General features: G+C 56.3%; 7 protein-coding genes. All 7 read right to left on the bottom strand.

What is annotated here, in order from left to right; all coding sequences use genetic code 11:
- Positions 1 to 4: 4 nt before the first annotated feature.
- The 7 genes from MHI42_RS01350 to MHI42_RS01320 all read right to left on the bottom strand — a co-directional run bounded on the left by MHI42_RS01350 (position 5) and on the right by MHI42_RS01320 (position 18,698).
- On the bottom strand, positions 5 to 1,237 hold the full coding sequence (locus MHI42_RS01350; RefSeq protein ID WP_342422462.1) for a hydroxymethylglutaryl-CoA synthase family protein: 1,233 nt from the start codon (positions 1,235 to 1,237) through the stop codon (positions 5 to 7).
- Positions 1,238 to 2,542 (bottom strand): beta-ketoacyl synthase N-terminal-like domain-containing protein, encoded by a 1,305-nt coding sequence (locus MHI42_RS01345; RefSeq protein ID WP_342422461.1) that lies wholly within the window; start codon positions 2,540 to 2,542, stop codon positions 1,238 to 1,240.
- Positions 2,529 to 2,768 carry an acyl carrier protein gene (locus MHI42_RS01340; protein ID WP_039291935.1) on the bottom strand — a complete coding sequence of 80 codons (240 nt, stop codon included), beginning with the start codon at positions 2,766 to 2,768 and terminating at the stop codon, positions 2,529 to 2,531. Before MHI42_RS01340 ends, MHI42_RS01345 begins: the two co-directional genes overlap by 14 nt.
- The gene (gene fabD / locus MHI42_RS01335) at positions 2,765 to 6,316 is read right to left on the bottom strand and encodes an ACP S-malonyltransferase (protein ID WP_342422460.1); all 3,552 of its coding nucleotides are present in this window, start codon (positions 6,314 to 6,316) and stop codon (positions 2,765 to 2,767) included. The genes MHI42_RS01340 and fabD overlap by 4 nt, the downstream gene beginning before the upstream one ends.
- A gap of 26 nt (positions 6,317 to 6,342) precedes the next feature.
- On the bottom strand, positions 6,343 to 7,020 hold the full coding sequence (locus tag MHI42_RS01330) for an MBL fold metallo-hydrolase (RefSeq protein WP_039291928.1): 678 nt from the start codon (positions 7,018 to 7,020) through the stop codon (positions 6,343 to 6,345).
- 141 nt (positions 7,021 to 7,161) lie between these two features.
- Complete coding sequence (locus MHI42_RS01325; protein ID WP_342422459.1) at positions 7,162 to 9,720, bottom strand: alpha/beta fold hydrolase; 2,559 nt, start codon at positions 9,718 to 9,720, stop codon at positions 7,162 to 7,164.
- Entirely contained in the window at positions 9,717 to 18,698 is an 8,982-nt protein-coding gene (locus tag MHI42_RS01320) for an SDR family NAD(P)-dependent oxidoreductase (protein ID WP_342422458.1), read from the bottom strand. The genes MHI42_RS01325 and MHI42_RS01320 overlap by 4 nt, the downstream gene beginning before the upstream one ends.
- Between the last annotated feature and the right edge of the window lie 53 nt (positions 18,699 to 18,751).

The following is an 18,751-nucleotide window of genomic DNA, read 5'->3' as shown; positions in this document are numbered from 1 at the left end:
CTTGTCAGCTCCACGCATATTTGCGGTGAAAGTCATCGACTTCGGTCAGAACCAGATAACCTTTGCCTTTAAAGAAGTGATCATAGACGCGGCTGAATCCGGAGAAATCCACCTTCTTGTCCCGAATACCGAACAGCCATTCCACGTTCTGGTCCAGGATGTCGTCATATTCCTCAAAGCTGAGCTCATAACGGCTGTCCAGCCCCGCCTGAATATTCATCGTACTTAGCTTCCTTACGGATTCCGGCGTAATCACCCCGCTGTAAAATTCGGAAGAGCAGCCTGAGCCGTAGGAGAATAACCCGACTCTGCGGTAATCCGCAATGTCTGCCTGATCAATCAAACTGCATAAACTAAGGTATAAAGCTGCGGAATAGACATTGCCCACCTGCATGCCGTAGGTCAGGGACGGGGCGACTCTTTTGTCAAAGTCCTGCTGGACTACTGCGCCTCTCAGTTTCAGCTCCTCATGGATCAGCTTGCGGTGCGCGCCTTTGACCATGCCGCCGAAGGGCGTATGGAAGGCCAGGAAATCAAAGGTCTCCTGAAAATGGACGCCGTCCACCTTCTCCTTATAATTCTTATAGGCATTCTCCAGGCAGTCCAGATAAGACAGCAGCGACAAATCTGGGTTCCCGGTCTCGATCTCCGGCAGCGGCCGGCAGGTATCCATCACCTCATAGCTGTAATGTCCGGTTGCGCCGAAGTCCAGCTCCAGAATCTCCGGATTGGCACTGATGAGCATGGCTACGGCTCCAACAGCCTGAGTCGGCTCACCGTAGGTACTCTTGGCTGCTGCTCTCGCTACATCCGTGGCAATGACCAGCGCCTTGGCTCCGGGGGAAGCACCCGAGGCGATGAAGCAGGCAGCCATGTGCAGCCCGGCCGTACCGCCGTAACAGGCCTGCTTCAGCTCGAACAACCGGCAATGGCGGCTCAACCCCAGATAGTCATGGATATAGGTACTGAGCGATTTGCCAAAATCCACACCGGACTCGCTGGCAGTAATCACCAGCTCGATCCGGTTCTTGTCCTCTTCGCTTAAGGCATCGATGATCGGCTTCGCCGCATTGACTCCGCCTGTTACAGCATCTTCGCAGGCTACACCCACAGATTTCCGGTCCATCATCAGATTATCGAACCGGCTGAGGTCAAGGCCTCTGCCTTCAAAGATACTGCGGGCGGAGATCACCGCCGGTCCCCCGTAAAAGTTGATACTCTCAATTCCTACTCGCATTCAGCTTGCTCCTTTTCTGATGATAATGCTGGTATTGATTCCTCCGAAGCCGTAGGAATTGCTAAGCCCATAAGTAAATCCCGCCGGTTCCGCCAGGCTGGAAGCGAAATAATGCTCCCGGCTGATCGGGTCCTCCAGAGAGGGCAGCGGATGAAGGAAATTCCCCTGCAGCTGAAGGATCGTCGCCACGGCTTCCACCACTCCGGCCGCATACAGGCAATGTCCGGTCAGCGCTTTGGTCGAATTCAACCGGATGTGACTTAGCTGGCCGCCAAACACCCGTGAGATTGATTTCAGCTCCGTCACATCCCCCAGCGGTGTAGAAGTGCCATGCGCATTGATGTAATCAATGACCGAGGGGGCGATTCCGGCGGTGCGGAGCGCCTGCTCCATCGTCCGCACCTGTCCGTCTTCACTCGGGTCAGACAGGCTGTGTCCGTCCAGAGCAGCCGCGCCGCCGGCTATAGTCGCCAGCACTTCCACTTCCCGGGCTTGGGCACTGTCCGCCCCCTCCAGGATCAGGCAGGCGGAAGCCTGTCCGAAGATGAAGCCTTCATGCCTGCTGTCGAACGGCCGGCACGCCGCGGCGGGTGCATCATGGAAGCTCCGCCCTCCATACGCCCCTATATTGAGGAAGCCCTGCAGCTCCAGCGGGGACAGATCGGCCAAAGGTCCGATAACCATACAAACATCGACAATCCCGAGCTGGATTAATTGCGCTGCCCTCAGCACCGCCGCATTGCCGCTGGCTGAGGCGCCGCCAACCGTCGCCCCCTCTCCCTGAATGCCGAACATTTCACTAAGTACCCCAAGCTGATGGGTATCCATGTAATTCAGCGCATATCTGGGATGGAGCAGCTCCAGCTGGTGTCCGCATTCCACCATTGCTGCATAGCTGACCGCCGGAGAAATATTGCTTCCAGCAATGATCAGGCCGATCCGCTCTGCCTCCGGCCTGCTTACATTCAGCTTCGCCTGCTGCCATGCCTCGGCTCCGGCCAGTGCGGAGGCCTTAACCGATTTGCCGGAGATTCTGAACAACCGTCCGGCATTCCGCGATAAATCCCCTTCATAGCGGCGGAAGGATTCCTGCAGCCCTTCCTCGCGCAGCTCAGCGCCGATCAGCGGCTGTCCGTCCGGATAGGTTAATCCCTGAAGATAGCCAATTCCGCTGCGGCCTTCTTTCAGGGATCGCCCGAAGGCTTCTATACCGCTTGCCGCCGCGCTGAGGACCCCCATCCCGGTGACCGTCACCGGGCGGAAATCCTCAAACCGCCAGCCTGTTGCACCGTTATAGATTTTCATGCAGGAAATCTACGACCTCCCCGATATTCTTCAGGCTCCCGAACTGCAGCAGCGGGATTTTAATGTTCAGCTCATCCATGGTGTCGGAAATAATATCAAAGCGGTCAATGGAGTTCGCGCCGAGGTCCTTCATGCTTGCTTCCCTGTGAATCTGCTCTGCTGTCAAATCCGGCAGGATATCGATCATTTTACTCTTCATAATCTCCAGTACCTGGTCTTTGTTCATACAAGAACCTCTCCTTTTATGATCTGGGCAGCCCCGTTCATCATCTTGATAGCAATCTCGCCAGCCCGGCGGTGTCTCCAGGCCTCCAGCTGTGTACCCTTCACCCACTGGTTGAAGGCTCCCATGGCCGGACCGCACATAATGCTGTAATTGACCTTATTGCCGGATTCGCCGGCGATGGCGGAGGCTTTGCCTCTGGCGATATACCATTTGAAGACGGCCGCCAGCTGCTGCTTCGAATCTCCCTGGACAGCAGCCCTCTCCTCCGCAGACATTCCGCGCTTGCATATCTCCAGAACGTCCGTCATCGGCTGGCCGAAATATTTATCTTCGAGCTGAGACTTCGTCTTGCTGTCCAGCTGCGCGATAGAGCCGGTATTACGGTACAGCTCATACAATTTGTTGGCTCTTGCCGAGAAGAACAGCCCCTTCTTGAGCACCTGGGCCTTGCCGCCCAGCTCGAACAGCTCCAGAGAAGGAACATAGGCCATGTCGTAGACATTCACCTGCTCCAGAAGCTCCTTCACCTCCGGGCTTGCCCCGCTCTCCACCGTGCATTGATTAATCGATCCGGTCAAAATAAAGTCCGCGCCCATCAGGAATACGCCAGCTGCAGCTTCCGGGGTTCCAATCCCTCCGGCGGCACCGATGTGCATCTCCTGCACCGGAGCGAAGGTACGGGACAATTCCTTCTTCAGACGCAAAAGCGTCGGCAACAGGCTGATAAGATTGGCCTGATCGGTCGGACCTGCCGAATCTCCTGCTGCGCAAAGATCATCCGCCACCGGAACAAGCCGGGCCAGCTCTGCCTGCTCTGCCGTAATCTGCCGGTCGGCCAGCAGCTTGTCCACGATACGGGACGGAGCCGGCAGCATGAACAGTGTGGCGATATCCGGCCGGGATACCTTGGCAATGATCCGGTTGGCACGGCGCACTGTCCCATCTTCCGCTCTCGTAAGTCCCAGCAAACGGTACTTTACAAGAGCCGGTGTCAAGGTGAGGTACGAGGAGGCTTCAACCAATTGAATCTTCTCTCTCAACAGAAGCTCTATCAGCTCCTCTTCCCGGTTTGGATAGATTGGATGATAGGTTACGGCAACCCCAATAGATTTGCTGTTCCCCAGCTCCCGGCGGATATGGCGGATGGCATCTGCAAGCTCTGCCGGCTTCATCCCGCCTGCGCCCAGAAAAGCGAGACAGCCTGTCTTGCCAGCCTGTACAACCAGTTCTGAGGAGGAGATTCCGTCATTCATCCCTCCCAGCAAATACGCATAATCCAGTCCGTAGCGCTGCTTGAATGCCGCGCTTCCGAGCCGGGTTCCGGTGAAGGCAGTCTGTACCAGCGCCTCTTCCTGCGACTGGACAGGCTCCGGCTCCACTGTGAAATCTGCGGGTGGAGCTTCCGCAGCTGCGATCGGTTCAATTCCTGTAGAGACCTCCTGAACCTCAGCCGCATGTATCGCACTCACTGCAATTAACTCCTCTACTTCATTTGCAGCAATTACTGTCTCAGAAGCTTCCTCCTGTTTCCCGGCTTCAGCTGTCTCCGGAGCTTCAACTACAACTGGCTCTGCTGTGCTCAGAGCTTCAACTGCTGCAACGGGCTCAGCCGCTTCCGCTACTGTATCGGCTTCGGCAGTTGATGCCGATTCGGCAAATAACAGCCGTGCCTCGGCGGCATCATCCACGATCAGCGGCTCCGCTTCCCGTTTGATTTTGCTGACCAAGCCTGCGATGACGTGACCCGGGCCGATCTGGGTCAGCTCCATTTCGGGATGCCTGCCCATGAGGTAACAGACAGATTCGGACCATTTCACGCTGCTGACCATCTGCTCTGTCATATAATGTACGGCATCGCCTACGGAATAAGGCCGCGCCGTCAAGTTGGCGATAACCGGAATAGTGGGCGGAGCGAACTCGAACTGGCTGAGGAACTCCTGAAATTGCAGCGCCGAGCTGCGCATATACCGGGAGTGGAAGGCGCCGCTGACATTCAGCACGACATAAGCGGAAGCTCCATTCTGTTCAAAAATCTCTTTGGCAGCCTGCACATCCTCCATCAGCCCCGAAAGGGCAATCTGCGTAGGCGTATTCAGGTTGGCCACATCCAGCTTATCGAGGCGGTGGTCGGCGAGAATCCGGTGAATGGCTTCCTCGGTCAGGCCGATGACGGCGGCCATACCGCCGCCGGTCGCCGTGTTCATCAGCGCGCCTCTCTTTTGCACAATCTTAAGTCCGGTCTCGAAATCGAACACGCCTGCCGCATACAGCGCACTGTACTCGCCTAAGCTGTGTCCGGCTACGAAATCGGGGGCCTCCCCGGAATCCCGCAGCTCCTTAAGATAGGACAGGACATTAACGACATAGAGCGCGGGCTGTGTATAAGCGGTAGTATCCAGCAGCCTGCTGCTGTTCTTCAGACACAGCTCTTCAATGGAGTAGCCCAGCACCCGGTCGGCAATCGCGGTATATTCGGGGAACTCCTTGAACAGCGTGCCTCCCATACCCATGAACTGCGCGCCTTGCCCCGGGAATAAATAAGACTTCATCTTCATCTTCGCCTCCGACGCCTCCTTCTTAAGGTTCATTTGCCCATACTCTGCCACGATCTCATTCAGCTTCTTCAGCTCGCTGCCCATTGGCGTAATCACAGACCGTACCTGCCGGGCCTGCGGCTGCTCCAGAATGTATTTGCTGAAATTCTCCAGTGTACCCGACGGACCCAGGTCGAGAAACAGCCGCTCCCCGCCGGAGGACAGACTCTCCAGTGCACCGCGGAAATTCATCGGTTTCCTCAGTACATCCCACAAAAAGGACTCTCCTACAGCCTGCACGCTTCCCCCGGCCATAGCCGATACCAGACTGACTCCCCGGGCAGGAGTCTTGTAGTCAATCTTCTGCAAATATGTACGGTAAGGCTCCTCCAGTTCATCGATGGATGCGGAATGAAAGGCATAGTTCACAGGCAGCTTCAGACTGGCGATGTTACGTTCCTTGATAAACTGCTGGATTTCTTTGACATGCTCGCGTTTGCAGGCGATTGTAAAATGCTTCTCAAAGTTCACGGCAATCAGCTCCGAGCGGGTGTTCAGCTCTGCATTCCCGTGATACAGCTGTTCATTGTCCAAAATGGCAATCATCGCACCGGTTTTGCAGGTCTTTTTGAGCAGCTCGACTTGCTTCACGATAAGCTCCAGCGCCTGTTCAGCCGTCAGCACCCCAGCCACCGCCAGCGCCACATATTCCCCCAGGCTAACCCCCAGCGTATAGCGGGGAGTCATTCCCTCAGACTTCAAAGTCTCCGCCAGCGCATATTGAACCATGAAGATCGCGGGATGGGTATACAGGATATCCTCAAATCTGGAACCCTTGCGCTTGGTGTTGAGATATAGCTCTTCTATTACGCTTTTGCCGGTCAGATCATGAAAAATACGGTCCAGCTGTTCCATGGATTGTCGAAACACAGGCTGATTCTCGTACAATTCAAGACCCATTTTGTTGTATTGCGAGCCTTGCCCGGAGAACATAAACACCATTTCGCTGTGCATTACGGTACCTCCTGAATTTGAGCAGCTTATTTGAAATCAAAAACTCTGGCATTGTTCTTTCTGTTCCTGTATTTCACAAAATGATTGATGTCATCGATTTGGAAATACAGATTTCTTTTATAGAGATAGCTCATCTCTTTGCCCGGCGGATCGCCGAAGGAATGGCCCGGGAAAACCCGCACATGTGCCGGAATCAGCCGGATCAGCCGGTGGATGCTGTAATACATATCCTCTGCCGAGCCCCCCTCGCTGTCGCATAAGCCGCAGCCTTCGATAAATACCGTATCCCCGGAGAAAAGGTTGTCTTCGCCCCAGTAGCAGACACTTCCCTGCGTATGCCCTGGAGTCACCAGACAAGTAATCTGGGTGTCCCCGATACGTATCCGGTCCATGTCTTCAACGGTTCTGAGCCGGGTGCAGCGGTATCTGTAGTAGTCCGCCTCTGTTCTGGAAATATAGACCGACGGATGATAGAGCATTTCCAGTTTTTTGACCATATTGGTGTGATCGAAATGAGAATGCGTCAGCAGTACAGCCTCCAGGGAAGCGCCCTGCTTCTCCAAAATCTGAATCATCTGCGATACATCCCAGGACGGATCAACAACAAAAGCTTTACGGGAGGTCTTGTCAATTCCGAGATAAGCGTAGTTAGAAAAAGTCATACACTGCGTTTTGATGGTAAACAGATCATACGTTGCTTCCATGTCCGCCTCCTCGAAAATCTGGTTTGTCATATTTCCACAATTTTCTTTATGAATCTACTAAATTATCATCTACGATTTCCTTCAATGTCAATGAATGTTTATGCTGTATAATGTTAAAATTAGTATCATATTTTTGAATTTTTACCTTTTGTGCGCTGCGACAAGAACACAGTCGGCCATAAAGCGCCGTTCATCGTCGCCAGGGAAGACCTGAATGTCCTGATAACCGGCGTCCACGAATACTTTTTCCCAGGCATAAGGGTCAATAATCGGAGATTTATCGCGCAGGCTCCGGTCCTCGAACATCCACCAGCCTTCGGCCAGCCCCCAGACCATATCCACCCAGCGCAGGCGTTTGCAGGCCTCAATCAGCAGCATCAGACCGCCCGGTACAAGCAGCTGCCGCAGATTGGTCAGCGTTCCGCCGATATCCTTAGTGGCATGGACCACGTTCAGCCCGAGCACAACATCAAAGCTGTGCAGTGCCAGGCCCTGCTCTGCCGGATTTTTGCTGATATCAAAAGTCTTAAAGCGCAGGGAAGTGAATTCGGGCTCATCCTTCGCCTTGTTAATAAAATATTCGCCGATATCGGTGAAATAGTAGTTCACATTCGGGAGTTCTGCCAGATCCAGCAGCTGCCGGGTCAAGAGTCCGGTTCCGCCGCCGACCTCAAGAATATTGAGCGGTCCGCCGCCTCCGTCCCTGGCGATCAGCATGGAGAGAATATCATGCACCACCCGGGCATAGACCCGTTCCCTGCCATGCTCCACGGTATCCCGGTTGCTCCGCTCCAGGGCGTCCGAGCTGCCCTTAGGGAACAGCACGCTGACCGGAGGGATTCGTCCGCTGAGCGCATCCTTATAATTGCCGGTGCAATAATCCAGGAACTGGAGCATCCCCCGGAACTCAGGGAAATCCTGCAGACAGGCCTCATACAGCTCCTGCGGTTGCGGAATCTCCGCTTCGGCCTTGATGAATTTGACGCGGCTGTTCAACAGCTTCACCACGCCGTCTTCCGCCAGCATGTCGATCATGCAGTCCAGCAGCTTGGTATACCCGGGGAGGATCTTCAGCCGCTTCACCCACTCTGTCCGGTCATGAATCGTGCCGGGAGTGGTGTCGAGACCGCACTGCCTGATATAACGGTAGGCATAGCTCATGCACAGCTCATTCAGACGCTCTTCCAGTCCCTCGTAGCCTTCGATTCCCCGTATGTCCAGCTCTGATCTGCGCAATTGCTCAGCATCCAGAATTTGCGCGTAGCTGTCCCGCAGGCTGAAGGGTTCAGCCTCGGGCCGGAAGATGAACTCTTCCATCGCCCGGTGCAGCTGCTCATGATGCGTCATGAACAGGAAGTGGGCGGCGTCCTCCATTTCAACGCAGCGGGCCCCCGGAATTGCAACTGCCATTTCTCTGGATTGCCGGGTATTGATGATGGTGTCTTTTTTGCCGTATACGATCAGTACCGGCACCTGAATGCGGCCGATCAGCTGGATGGTCGAGTAGCTTTTGTGATTGCCGGGCAGATAATATTCCATGTACTTCGTGAAAATCTGCTTGTTGATGCTCTTCCCATACTCCATCAGCTCCAGGGAATCCAGTCCCCGCTCGACTGCTTCAAGATCCTTCTTCATCGCTGCGTCAGCATTCATTTGCGGGTTCTCATTGACGATTTCATAGATGGAGCTGACCAGGATCAGGCTGGAAACCCGCTCCGGATACTCCACGCTGAACGTTTGCCCGACGAGTCCCCCCCAGGAAATGCCGACAAAATCCACCGGCCCGCTCACTCCCAGATTGTCCAGCACCTCCGCAATCACCTCGACCCTGTGCTCCAGCGAGTAATTGTCGATATCCTCACTGAGTCCGCAGCCCGGATTATGGATACTGATGACCCGGCAGCGGCTTGAGAAATAATCGAGCTGATGCAGAATCATCGGCGAAGCCATACCCACACCTCCGACAATGACCAGCGGCTTGCCCTGACCGGAGATTACTACCTCCATCTTCTGACCGGCCGAGGTATTCACCAGCAGCTGGATGTATTTGTGCGGGACACTATCCAGCTCAGCTGTGGACAGCGGAGGGTAGTTCGTCCCGGGAGCATTGATGGAGGAATCTGCAAGCTTGCTCCAGAAGTCGAGAAAAAAGGTATCCGCACTGTTGACCAGCCACAGGGAATCCTGCCGGGCAGGGGTGAACTTTCCAGTCTCAGCGGGGCTTTGAGAAAGCAGGTGACCCGTAGGGTGTACTGCAGGCTCCCCGCTGAAGCTGACCTCTGCACCGGAGGATTGGGTCAGCAGGAATCCGGTTAAGGTATTGATCGTGCTGTATTCAAAGAAGACATCCAGGGGAAAGCTGAATCCCAGCTTCTCCGTCAGATAGCTGTGAAAGGCCGTGAAGCTGATGGAATCAAACCCAAAGCTTTTCCAGTCGGCATCCGGGTGGATTTTGCCCGCCGGTACCTTAAGCAGCGTGGCTACTCCCTCCACCAGGAGCTTGTTCAATTGCGAGCCCAAATCCTGCCGGTCCGCAGGAGCCGCGATTAGCGGCTCCTCTTGGATCGGCGGCTGCGGCTGATGCTGTGGCTGGCCTGCAGGACGCTGACTGTTCTCCCTGATGATCTTCAATGCTTCCTCCGGAGACATTTGCTGGCTCTCCACCAGCTTTAACAACTGCATTCTCGAATAGGTGCTCATTCCAAGAGATCCCCCACTAACAGATTTAAGTTCTCGGCGCTTATTTCCCCTTTGTGTACTTTGTTCAGCCACAGCAGCAGCTGATCGTCATCCAGAACAACCGGCTCTTCTTCCGCAAGTACTTCTGCTTCCGGAGTATGAGCCGGGCTTAGGGCAGACTCTGGCGCGCTTATGCGGTCCGGTCCGGGGAGCCAGTATCTTTCCTCATCAAAGGCGTACTCGGGAAGCGGCGTCTTGCGCAGCGGCTGCGGGTACCAGGCCGTCCAGTCGATGGCAACGCCCTGCACCCATAGCTGGGCAATCTTGTCCAGCTTCTCTCCCAGCAGCAGCTCATTCATGAACAAGCGGCTCTCCTCGCCGTCGAACAGCTTGCTGAGCGCCGAACGCTGGCTGCTCTGTCCTTCATGTATGCCCGCCTGATCCTGCTGCCCGGACAGGTACATTCCCAGCTTCCCGTGAAGCATGCTCAGGCTGTCGGCCACAATGGCCAGCCGTTCAGTCATTTCAGCGCGTCCGGTCTGCAGACTGTAAGCCAGCTGCTCCAGGGTGAGGCTGTCCGGCAGAGCAGTTCCTTCCAGGTGCACTCTACTGCGTCCCGCCGCGTAGTAACTGCTGATCCCCTCGGGATCGTGCTGCAACAGGAACATCACCAGACTATTCAGCGAAGAGAAGCCGTACACAGCGTCCTTGAATTCGAGAGTGAATTTGTCCTTCAGTAATTCCAGCAGCTGCACGTTCTTGACTGCGTCCAGTCCGTATTCCTCGAGCTCCGCTGCAGGATCAATGTCCTCACCGTCAAGAACCATCACCTGTCTGAACAAGGCAATGACATCGCGCCGCAGGCTTGTTTCCAGACTGTGGGCGTTGTCCTCCGCTGGAAGAGCCGCCTCTCCCGCAAGGCTGCGGGCGACAAAGGCCTGGAGTCTGCGGCTATTCTCCTTTAGACTGCTTTGGCTTTTGGCAGACAGAATAATGATGTGCCGGGAGCGGCTCTGTGCAGGCAGCTCAACCGGCGGATTGCGGTATTCTTCCAGAATGATATGCGCATTGCTTCCGCCTACACCAAAAGCGCTGATGCCCGCCCGGCGCGGAATCTCACTGCCCCGGCTTCCGGCAAACGGCTTCCATGGGACAGTTTGCCCTGCAATGCTAAGACCGCTGCCTTCCAGCTTGATATAGGGATTCAGCTCCTTGAAGTGAATATTGCCCGGAATCTTCCCGTGCTTCATGGACAGCAGCACTTTGCTTACACCCGCTATGCCTGCCGCCGATTCCAGGTGGCCGATTGCTGTTTTGACCGAGCCGATTACGCATTGCGGCAGCTCTGATTCCGGCTTGCCCCACTCTTGATACAGAGCCTTGAATGCCTTTTTCAGTCCCTCTACTTCAATCGGATCGCCCAGGCTGGTACCTGTTCCGTGCGTCTCAATATAAGTGACCGTGGAAGGGTCTATGCCTGCCCGCTCATGTGCGCGGATAATGACTTCCGCCTGGGATTTGGCATTCGGGGAAGTAATCGAATTCGATTTCCCGCCGTGGTTGACCGCTGTTCCCCGGATCACGCCATGAATATAATCCTTGTCCCTAAGCGCGGCAGACAGCGGCTTAAGCAGCAGCGCCCCTGCCCCTTCGCCTCTCACATACCCGTCGGCGTCCTTGTCGAAGGTCTTGCATTTCCCGTCCTTGCTCAGCATCCCCAGGCTGCTGCCAGCGATGAACAGGTTCGGGCTGGCGATCAGATTGATTCCGCCTGCGACTGCATATGGACAGCCTTCATGCCAGATCGACTCCACCGCGCGGTGGATGGCTACCAGCGAGCTGGAGCAGGCCGTGTCAATCGGCTCGCTCGGTCCGCTCCAGTTGAAGAAATAAGAAATCCGGTTCGTCAGCATCGTGCGGGTCAGCGTGGTGGCAATCTCATCCTTCAGCAGCAGCTCCTGATAATCCCCGTTCGATACCCCGATGAATACCGAGGTCCGGGTTCCCGACAGTTCCTCCGGCTTGTAGCCCGCATTCTCAAGCGTATGCCATACGGTCTGGAGCATATGTCTTTCCTGCGGGTCCATCTTTTCCGCTTCCACCGGCGAAATGCCGAAGAAGAGCGGATCAAAGGTGTCGATGCGCTTAAGGAAGGCACCGTATTTCACATCGGTTCTGCCCGTCTCCCGGCGCGGGTCGCCGTAGCGGTTCTGCCAGCTCCAGCGGTCTTCAGGAATGGTCGTGACCATGTCCTTCTGTGCTTCCAGATTGGACCAGAACTGCTCCAGATTGTCCGCTCCGGGCATCATCCCGCTCATGCCCACGATAGCGATAGGCTCCCTGGTGTCCGGCAGGGCACCGGTGTTCCGCCCTGATCGATCCGCCAGGTCCGGGAACAAGGAGGTATCCGGTTTGCGGTGCAGCAGCCTGAATTCAGTCTCCGGCTGAAGGTGGGGTTGCCGTGCTTCCGCTTGCAGGGCCTGAACCGGGACGCGTTCGCCGCCTCGTTCCGGCGGTGCAAAATGAAGGTCAATCGCCGTCCGGTATTCACCGTATATCGCTTCCGCAATGGCAGCCGGAGTAGACTGCTCGAAGAACAGCGTTGGTGTAATCTCCACTCCTAAGGCCCGGTTGATGGCATTCGACAGCTCAGTGAACGAGATCGAATCAAAGCCAAGCTCACTGAGATCAGAATCCCGGCTGACCTCGCTCCGGCTGCTCTTGAGAATATCCGCCATGATGCCGATGAGCGCCTCCTCCAGCTGATGGCTTCGTCCGTTATCCCCAGGCGCAGCGGCCGCAGCGGCGAAACTGCCTTCCGGCTGCCGGCTTTGCCGGCTGGCCTGGCGAAATTGGCCGGTGAAGGTACGGATGAGCTTCTCCCTGTCTCCCGATACCGCCATCACCTGGTCCTCCCGGAAGGACAGGCTGTCTTCCAGGGCCCGCAGTCCCTGTTCATCAGACAGCGGGTTCATCCCAAACTTTGACCAGAGCAATTCCCTGGTAGCGCCGTCCACCTGCATGCCGCCATTCTCCCACAGGGACCAGTTCACTGCGGTATCGCTTCTGCCTCGCTTCTCATTCATCAGCGCCACATAATGATCCAAAAAGCTGTTGGCATAGGCATAATCGCTCTGGCCGATATTTCCGACTAAGGCGGTTGAGGAGGAGAATGGCACGAACAGCAGCTCCGGATTTTCCCGTGACAACGCCCGGTACAGATATACCGTTCCGTATACCTTGGGACTGAGCACATCGGCAAAATCCGCCATGTTCTTCTTAACCAGCAGCGAATCCTTGATTACTCCGGCGCAATGAATGACTCCATCCAGCTGGTTAAACAAATTCTTAATCTCAGCTACCGTAAGCTCCACCGCTTTCGCATCGGCCAAATCCATCGAAAGATAGACCGCCTCTGCACCCAGCGACTTCAGCCGCTCAAGCTTGGCCGGGTCACCTTCCGGGCTTCTGCCGCACAGCACCAGGCGCGCCTGGTAATTCTCTGCGAGATGCTCGGCAACCCTATAGCCCAGTCCGCCGAGTCCGCCGACAATCATATAGACACCTCGGGCCTTCAGCCTGCGCGTACGGTCCCGGGGCGGCTGTGCAGGGATTAACTGGCGGGTATATCTGCAGCCCGCTTCATATTTCACCTCATGCTCAGGCTGGCTGCCTGAAAACTCCTGTTCCAGCACATGATTCAACCTGCTGTGATCCTTAATATGGATCAGGCTGCCCTGCAATTTGGGACTCTCCAGCACGGCTGAGCGGAAGAAGCCGGACAATGCGCTATAGGCGGCCACCGTTTTCTCATCGCGGTATATGCAGAACAGGCGGACCGGACTTCGGAACCCGAAGGAAGCCAGCCATTTGCACAGATGAAACACAGGATAGACGTCCTGAGCCACACACTCTCTGACCGTCCGGGCACCTGTGCCGCTAAGCAGATAAACAATCTGCAGCTTCGTATCCTCAGCAATGCCGCAGGCTTCGGCCAGTCTCGTATAACTCTCCGGATCGGCTGGATCAATCTGAAACTGATTAACGGCTAGTGCCTTGTATATTGAGCCAAAGCTCACCCGAATGGCTGGGTCCCCAAGTGTGTTTGTCAGACTCGCCTCCTTCTCCGCCAGAGCGCCGCCCATGAGCAGTAGTCTGGTTCCCGGTGCGGACGGCACCGCAAGTGGCTCTATTGGACTCTCCACCCAGCCTGGAGTCAAATAGACCAGCTCACCTCCGGCGGATTTCGGCTGCGGCAATGCTGTGGTGACCCCTGCCAGCGGGTTCACCTGAAACGGACGGATGGCAAGCTCCTTCATTCTTGAAACCACTTGTCCTGCTTCTGCCACAAAAGCGATATCGAATTTCAGTCCCTGACCCGGCGAACGCTGAACATAGGCGTAGGCGGGCTGTACTGAAGCATCCAGAATTTCGAGCTGTCCCAGCACGAACGGTACAAACAGCACCTGCCGGTCAATCAGCCCGGTCTGGTAGGCAAAAGCCACCGCAGACTGCAAGCCTCCATCGGTCAGGGTCGGGTGCAGCTGGTAATGATCCAATGTGGTCATAAGACGGTCCGGAACAGCCAGCCTGGAGACGGCTTCGGACGGATTGCAGTACAATGCCTGAATCCCCGAAAACCGGCTGCCCAGCTCAGCGCCCAGGCTGCCCAGCAGCTCATAATAGGCACGAGCTTCCTGCTCCCCTCCGCTGCTTCTGCCAATTATGGCGTTGATATCCAGGCTCTCCTGCCGGAAGCCCCCGGAAGAACCCAGCTCCAGCTTGCCCTGGGCATGCTCCACCCGCTGCCCGCCTTGCTCGGAGTAAATCCTGAAGTCAATCCCTTGGGGTCCGGGCTGCACAGCGGTTCTGACCAGTAACGCCTCCTTGTCCACAAGCACCGGACTCGACCAGACCACATTGCGGATTCCGGTTACAGCATGCTTAGGATCAGCCAAGGCTCCGGCTGCCCGGACCATCTCCAGATAGACAACGCCTGGCAGAACATGCCCATGATCCGCCAGATAGAACTCGTCGCCCTGAAAGGTCTTCCCGAACTCCTGTTCATACAGCGTCGACAGGTTGCGGTCGATCAAGGCGTGCAAGGCTGGCTCCGAGGCCACAGTCTTGACGGAAGCGGGGTCTGCCTTCTTCAGCGGCATCCAATACCTGGTCTGTGCAAATGGATAGCTCGGTAAGGAAACTCTCGCCGGACGCGCATTCCCGTATAGCTCGGTCCAGGAAATACGGGCTCCGGCTGTCCATGCCTTGGCGAGGGTAACGTGATCCGTAGCCGCCAAGGCATGGGCGATAAACGCTTGTGAATAGTCCTCAGCTCCTGTCTCTGGACGGGATTTCTTAACGCTGCCCGTGTACAGGCCGGATGCTTCATATCCGCCGCAATAGGCAGCCAGCCTGTCCCGCAGCTCCTCTGCAGTGGCTGCGACGATAGCCACCCGTTCCTCCAGCTCTTCGCGTCCCACCTGGAGCGTGTAGGCGATCCCTCGCATATCTACAGCCTCGGCTAGAGCGCCGCGGAAGAGTGCAGCGTATTCGCGCAGTCGGTCACGGTTCTTGGCCGACAGGAGGAATACTATAGGTTCATCCGCAGGTTGCGCAGGCGCCACAGACGGCACATACTCCTCGATGACGGCATGGGCGTTCGTGCCGCCGAAGCCGAAGGAGCTGACACCCGCGCAGCGTGGTAAGGACTGGCCAGACGCGTCCACCTTGGCCTCCCAAGTCTTCGTGCGTTCCAGCACGTAGAACGGGGAGCCTTCCAGTTGAATGTAAGGATTCAGCTCCTTGAAATTCAGGTTACCCGGCAGCTTGCCCCTGGAGAGGGATAGCAGAACCTTAATCACTCCGGCAATACCGGAAGCCGGCTCCAGATGCCCGATGTTCGTCTTGAGCGCGCCCAGACCGATCTGCGGACCGGGGGCCGGAGCCTGTCCCCGGCTCTGGTACAGCTCGGAGAAGGCTTTTTTCAGCCCGTTGATTTCCACCGGGTCGCCCAGCTCCGTTCCTGTTCCATGCGTTTCGATATACGATACCGCAGCCGGATCTACGCCCGCTTCGGTGAAGGCCTGAACCACCAGCTCAGCCTGTGCATCCGAATTGGGAGCGGTAAGGGAATGACCCCGGCCGCCGTGATTCTCGGCTGTGCCTTTGATCACGCCGTAAATGTGATCGCCATCCGCCACGGCCTGATCCAGCGGCTTCAGCACTACGACGCCGACGCCTTCTCCTTTGACATAGCCGTTCGCACTGCGGTCAAAGGTTTTGCACTGCCCCTCCGGTGAGAATACACCCATGACTCCAGCACCTACATAGGTATTGGGATCAAGCATCAGGCTCACCCCGCCTGCCAGCGCAAGGCTGCTCTCGCCATGCTGAATGGATTTCACCGCCCGGTGCAAGGCTACGAGACTACTGGAGCAGGCGGTATCAATTGATTCACTGGGCCCTTTGAAATTGAACAGGTAAGAGATGCGGTTGCTAAGTAAGGCTGTTGCGTTGCCGATACTGGACTGGGCCTGAATCTTCTCCATATTCGCGGACAATAACTGCTGGTAATCGGTAAACTGAACGCCGGAGAATACGCCCACTTGCTTCCCGGCAAGTGTAGACATTTTATATCCGCTGTCCTCCACCGCTTTCCAGACCGCCTGAATATATAATCTGTGCTGCGGGTCCATCAGCTCCGCTTCGCGGGGCGACAGCTGGAAGAACTTGGCGTCAAAGGTATCATGGCCGCCGATAAAGCCTCCCCAGCGGGAATTGGTGCGGTTCTCAGCCTGCGGGTCGGTGCTGTAATAGGCCTTCCAGTCCCAGCGGTCTGCAGGAATCTCCCGGATCTGATTCTCCTGGCGCTCGAGGAAATTCCACAGCTCCTCCGCCGTGTCTGCGCCCGGCAGCTTGAAGCTCACGCCAATCACCGCCACATCCCGCCGCTCCGTAGCTTCCGGCACGACCTTTGCGCGGCTGGTCTTGCTGCGGCCGGAGAATTTCTGTGCCAGCGGCAGCAGCGCAGGCGGCTGTACTTCCCCTGCACCAGCTCTCATGGAGCGGGGCAGACCGACGGGAACCTCAAGCGGAACTGTCTGCGCAGCCGGAGCATTCTGTAGATTCTGCGGAATTGCCTCCTGTGCCGCCAGCGGTGCAATACGTATCTGCTGCTCAAGTGAATCAGTCACAGGAGTCGCCGCAGCATAATGCGCCTGAACCTCCCGGCTGAATTCCTCCAGCAGGAACGGGGTCAGCTCGCTCAGTGTGGTTTTGGCGAAAAAGACAGCAGGAGAGAGTTCAATGTCATACAGCTCGCTTAACCCGTCAGCAAATTCCTTCAGTGAAATCGAATCAAAGCCGAAATCGCCCATGTTCTCCTCCGGGTTCAGCTTGCCGGGCTGTGTCTGCAAAATTTGCGCCGCCAGGTGCAGCACATCGCGCATTACCTGTTCTTCCATGGACTCCGTTGTATTCTCCCTATGCTCCTCCAACTTTGCTATTCCTCCTCTGGCCTGCTCGGCCTCCTTCGGCTTCAGCCTCAGCTGCGTTTCCAGCCTTGTTCGTTCCCCGTATACTACTGCAGCTTGCTGCTCCTGGCCCGCCAGGATGGCTTCAAAAGCGCTGATGCCCAGCGCCTCTGTTAAATACCCCATTCCGGAAGTCTGCAGATAGAGCTGTTCCCCCTGATTGTCCAGATGCATTCCGCCCGCTTCCCATAGCGGCCAATTCAGGCAGAGGCTTCTGCCCTGCCGTTCGCCCTTCTCGGCCTTTTGCTGCCTGCTGCGGCAAAACCGGTCCAAAAACCGGTTCGCCACGGCATAATCACATTGTCCGAAATCCCCAAGCAGGGATGAAGTCGAGGAGAAGGCGGCAAAGAAATCCAGCGGCTCCTGCTGTGTGGCTTCATCCAGAGCAGCAATACCCGCGATTTTCGGCTGAAGAATCTCTGTAAAGGAGGCCGTGCTTTTCTGAAAAATAAGCTGATGGCTCGCTTGGCCCGCCGCATGAATCACACCGTTAAGGACTCCGTAATGCTGCTTGGCCAGACGGACTGCCGAATGCACTTCAGCGGGCTTCGCAATATCGCAGGTCAGATACAGCGCTTCTCCACCGGAGTCACGCAAGGCCGCCAGTTTATCCTCCACTGAGGCTGTAAGCGGACTTCTGCCCAGCAGAACCAGCTTCGCCCCGTAATTCTCCGCAAGATGAGAACTCAGGATCATGCCCAGCGCACCGGCTCCGCCGGAAATCATGTACACGCCGCCTTGCTTCAGCAGAGCAGGCCCGTCTGTCCCCAGGTTAAGCTCGCTGAACTGCTGCTCCAATCGGCAGCCACCCGTATATCTCACTTCATGTGCAAAAGAAAAGCGGGTCAGCAGGCTTTCCTCCCGGATGAGTTCCGCCAGATTCGCTTCTCCATCCTGCAGCCCGATATGAGTGAAGCGAAGACGCGGATATACCCGCTGCAGCGAGCTGCCGTAGGCTCCCAGAGCTTCGATTGCCGGCTGCTCTCCGCAGCCGCTCCGGGAGACGGACAGCCAGCGGATATTCAGCCGCAGCTTAAGGGCATGAAAGGCCTGAACCCAATGAAAAATAGTGAAAATAGCACCGGTATCCGGCGGTGTCAGTGGATCATCCGGCGGCGCGGTATTCTTCCAGAGCATCGCCATATAGGCGATTTGCAGGTTGTCCCTGGCAGCTTCAGCCAGCACAGCGGTATAATCCTGTTCCACCGCAGGATTGATCGTGTAAGTATGACCGTCCTGTTTGTGGAAGGTGCTTGCCGCCAGTACGGTAATTACAGTGAAATCCCGGCTGAGTTCCCTCACTGCCGCCTGTCCTTCCCTGTCCCCTGCCTCCATAAACAGCAGCATTGCCTTAGCCTCTTCCTTAGAGGGGATCGCCGGGGCTTGCGGAACGGGGGCGGATTCCGCCCACAGCTCCTGGAAATAGATTAATTCCTTACGGTCTTCCGGTTTGTCCATGCTCATTGTGCTGACCACCAACCTATGTTTGATATGCTATATTCTGGCGCTTGCCCTGT

It is taken from the genome of Paenibacillus sp. FSL E2-0178 (assembly GCF_038593005.1).
In the GTDB taxonomy this organism is placed as follows: Bacteria; Bacillota; Bacilli; order Paenibacillales; family Paenibacillaceae; genus Paenibacillus_AQ; species Paenibacillus_AQ phytohabitans.
This window is presented reverse-complemented; position numbering and strand designations above follow the sequence as displayed.

Excerpts from the sequence above, each read along its gene's own strand:
- MHI42_RS01350 (WP_342422462.1), bottom strand. The coding sequence starts at position 1,237 with ATGCGAGTAGGAATTGAGAGTATCAACTTTTACGGGGGACCGGCGGTG.
- MHI42_RS01325 (WP_342422459.1), bottom strand. The coding sequence starts at position 9,720 with ATGAGCACCTATTCGAGAATGCAGTTGTTAAAGCTGGTGGAGAGCCAG.
- fabD (WP_342422460.1), bottom strand. The coding sequence starts at position 6,316 with ATGCACAGCGAAATGGTGTTTATGTTCTCCGGGCAAGGCTCGCAATAC.
- MHI42_RS01345 (WP_342422461.1), bottom strand. The coding sequence starts at position 2,542 with ATGAAAATCTATAACGGTGCAACAGGCTGGCGGTTTGAGGATTTCCGC.
- MHI42_RS01330 (WP_039291928.1), bottom strand. The coding sequence starts at position 7,020 with ATGGAAGCAACGTATGATCTGTTTACCATCAAAACGCAGTGTATGACT.
- MHI42_RS01340 (WP_039291935.1), bottom strand. The coding sequence starts at position 2,768 with ATGAACAAAGACCAGGTACTGGAGATTATGAAGAGTAAAATGATCGAT.
- MHI42_RS01320 (WP_342422458.1), bottom strand. The coding sequence starts at position 18,698 with ATGAGCATGGACAAACCGGAAGACCGTAAGGAATTAATCTATTTCCAG.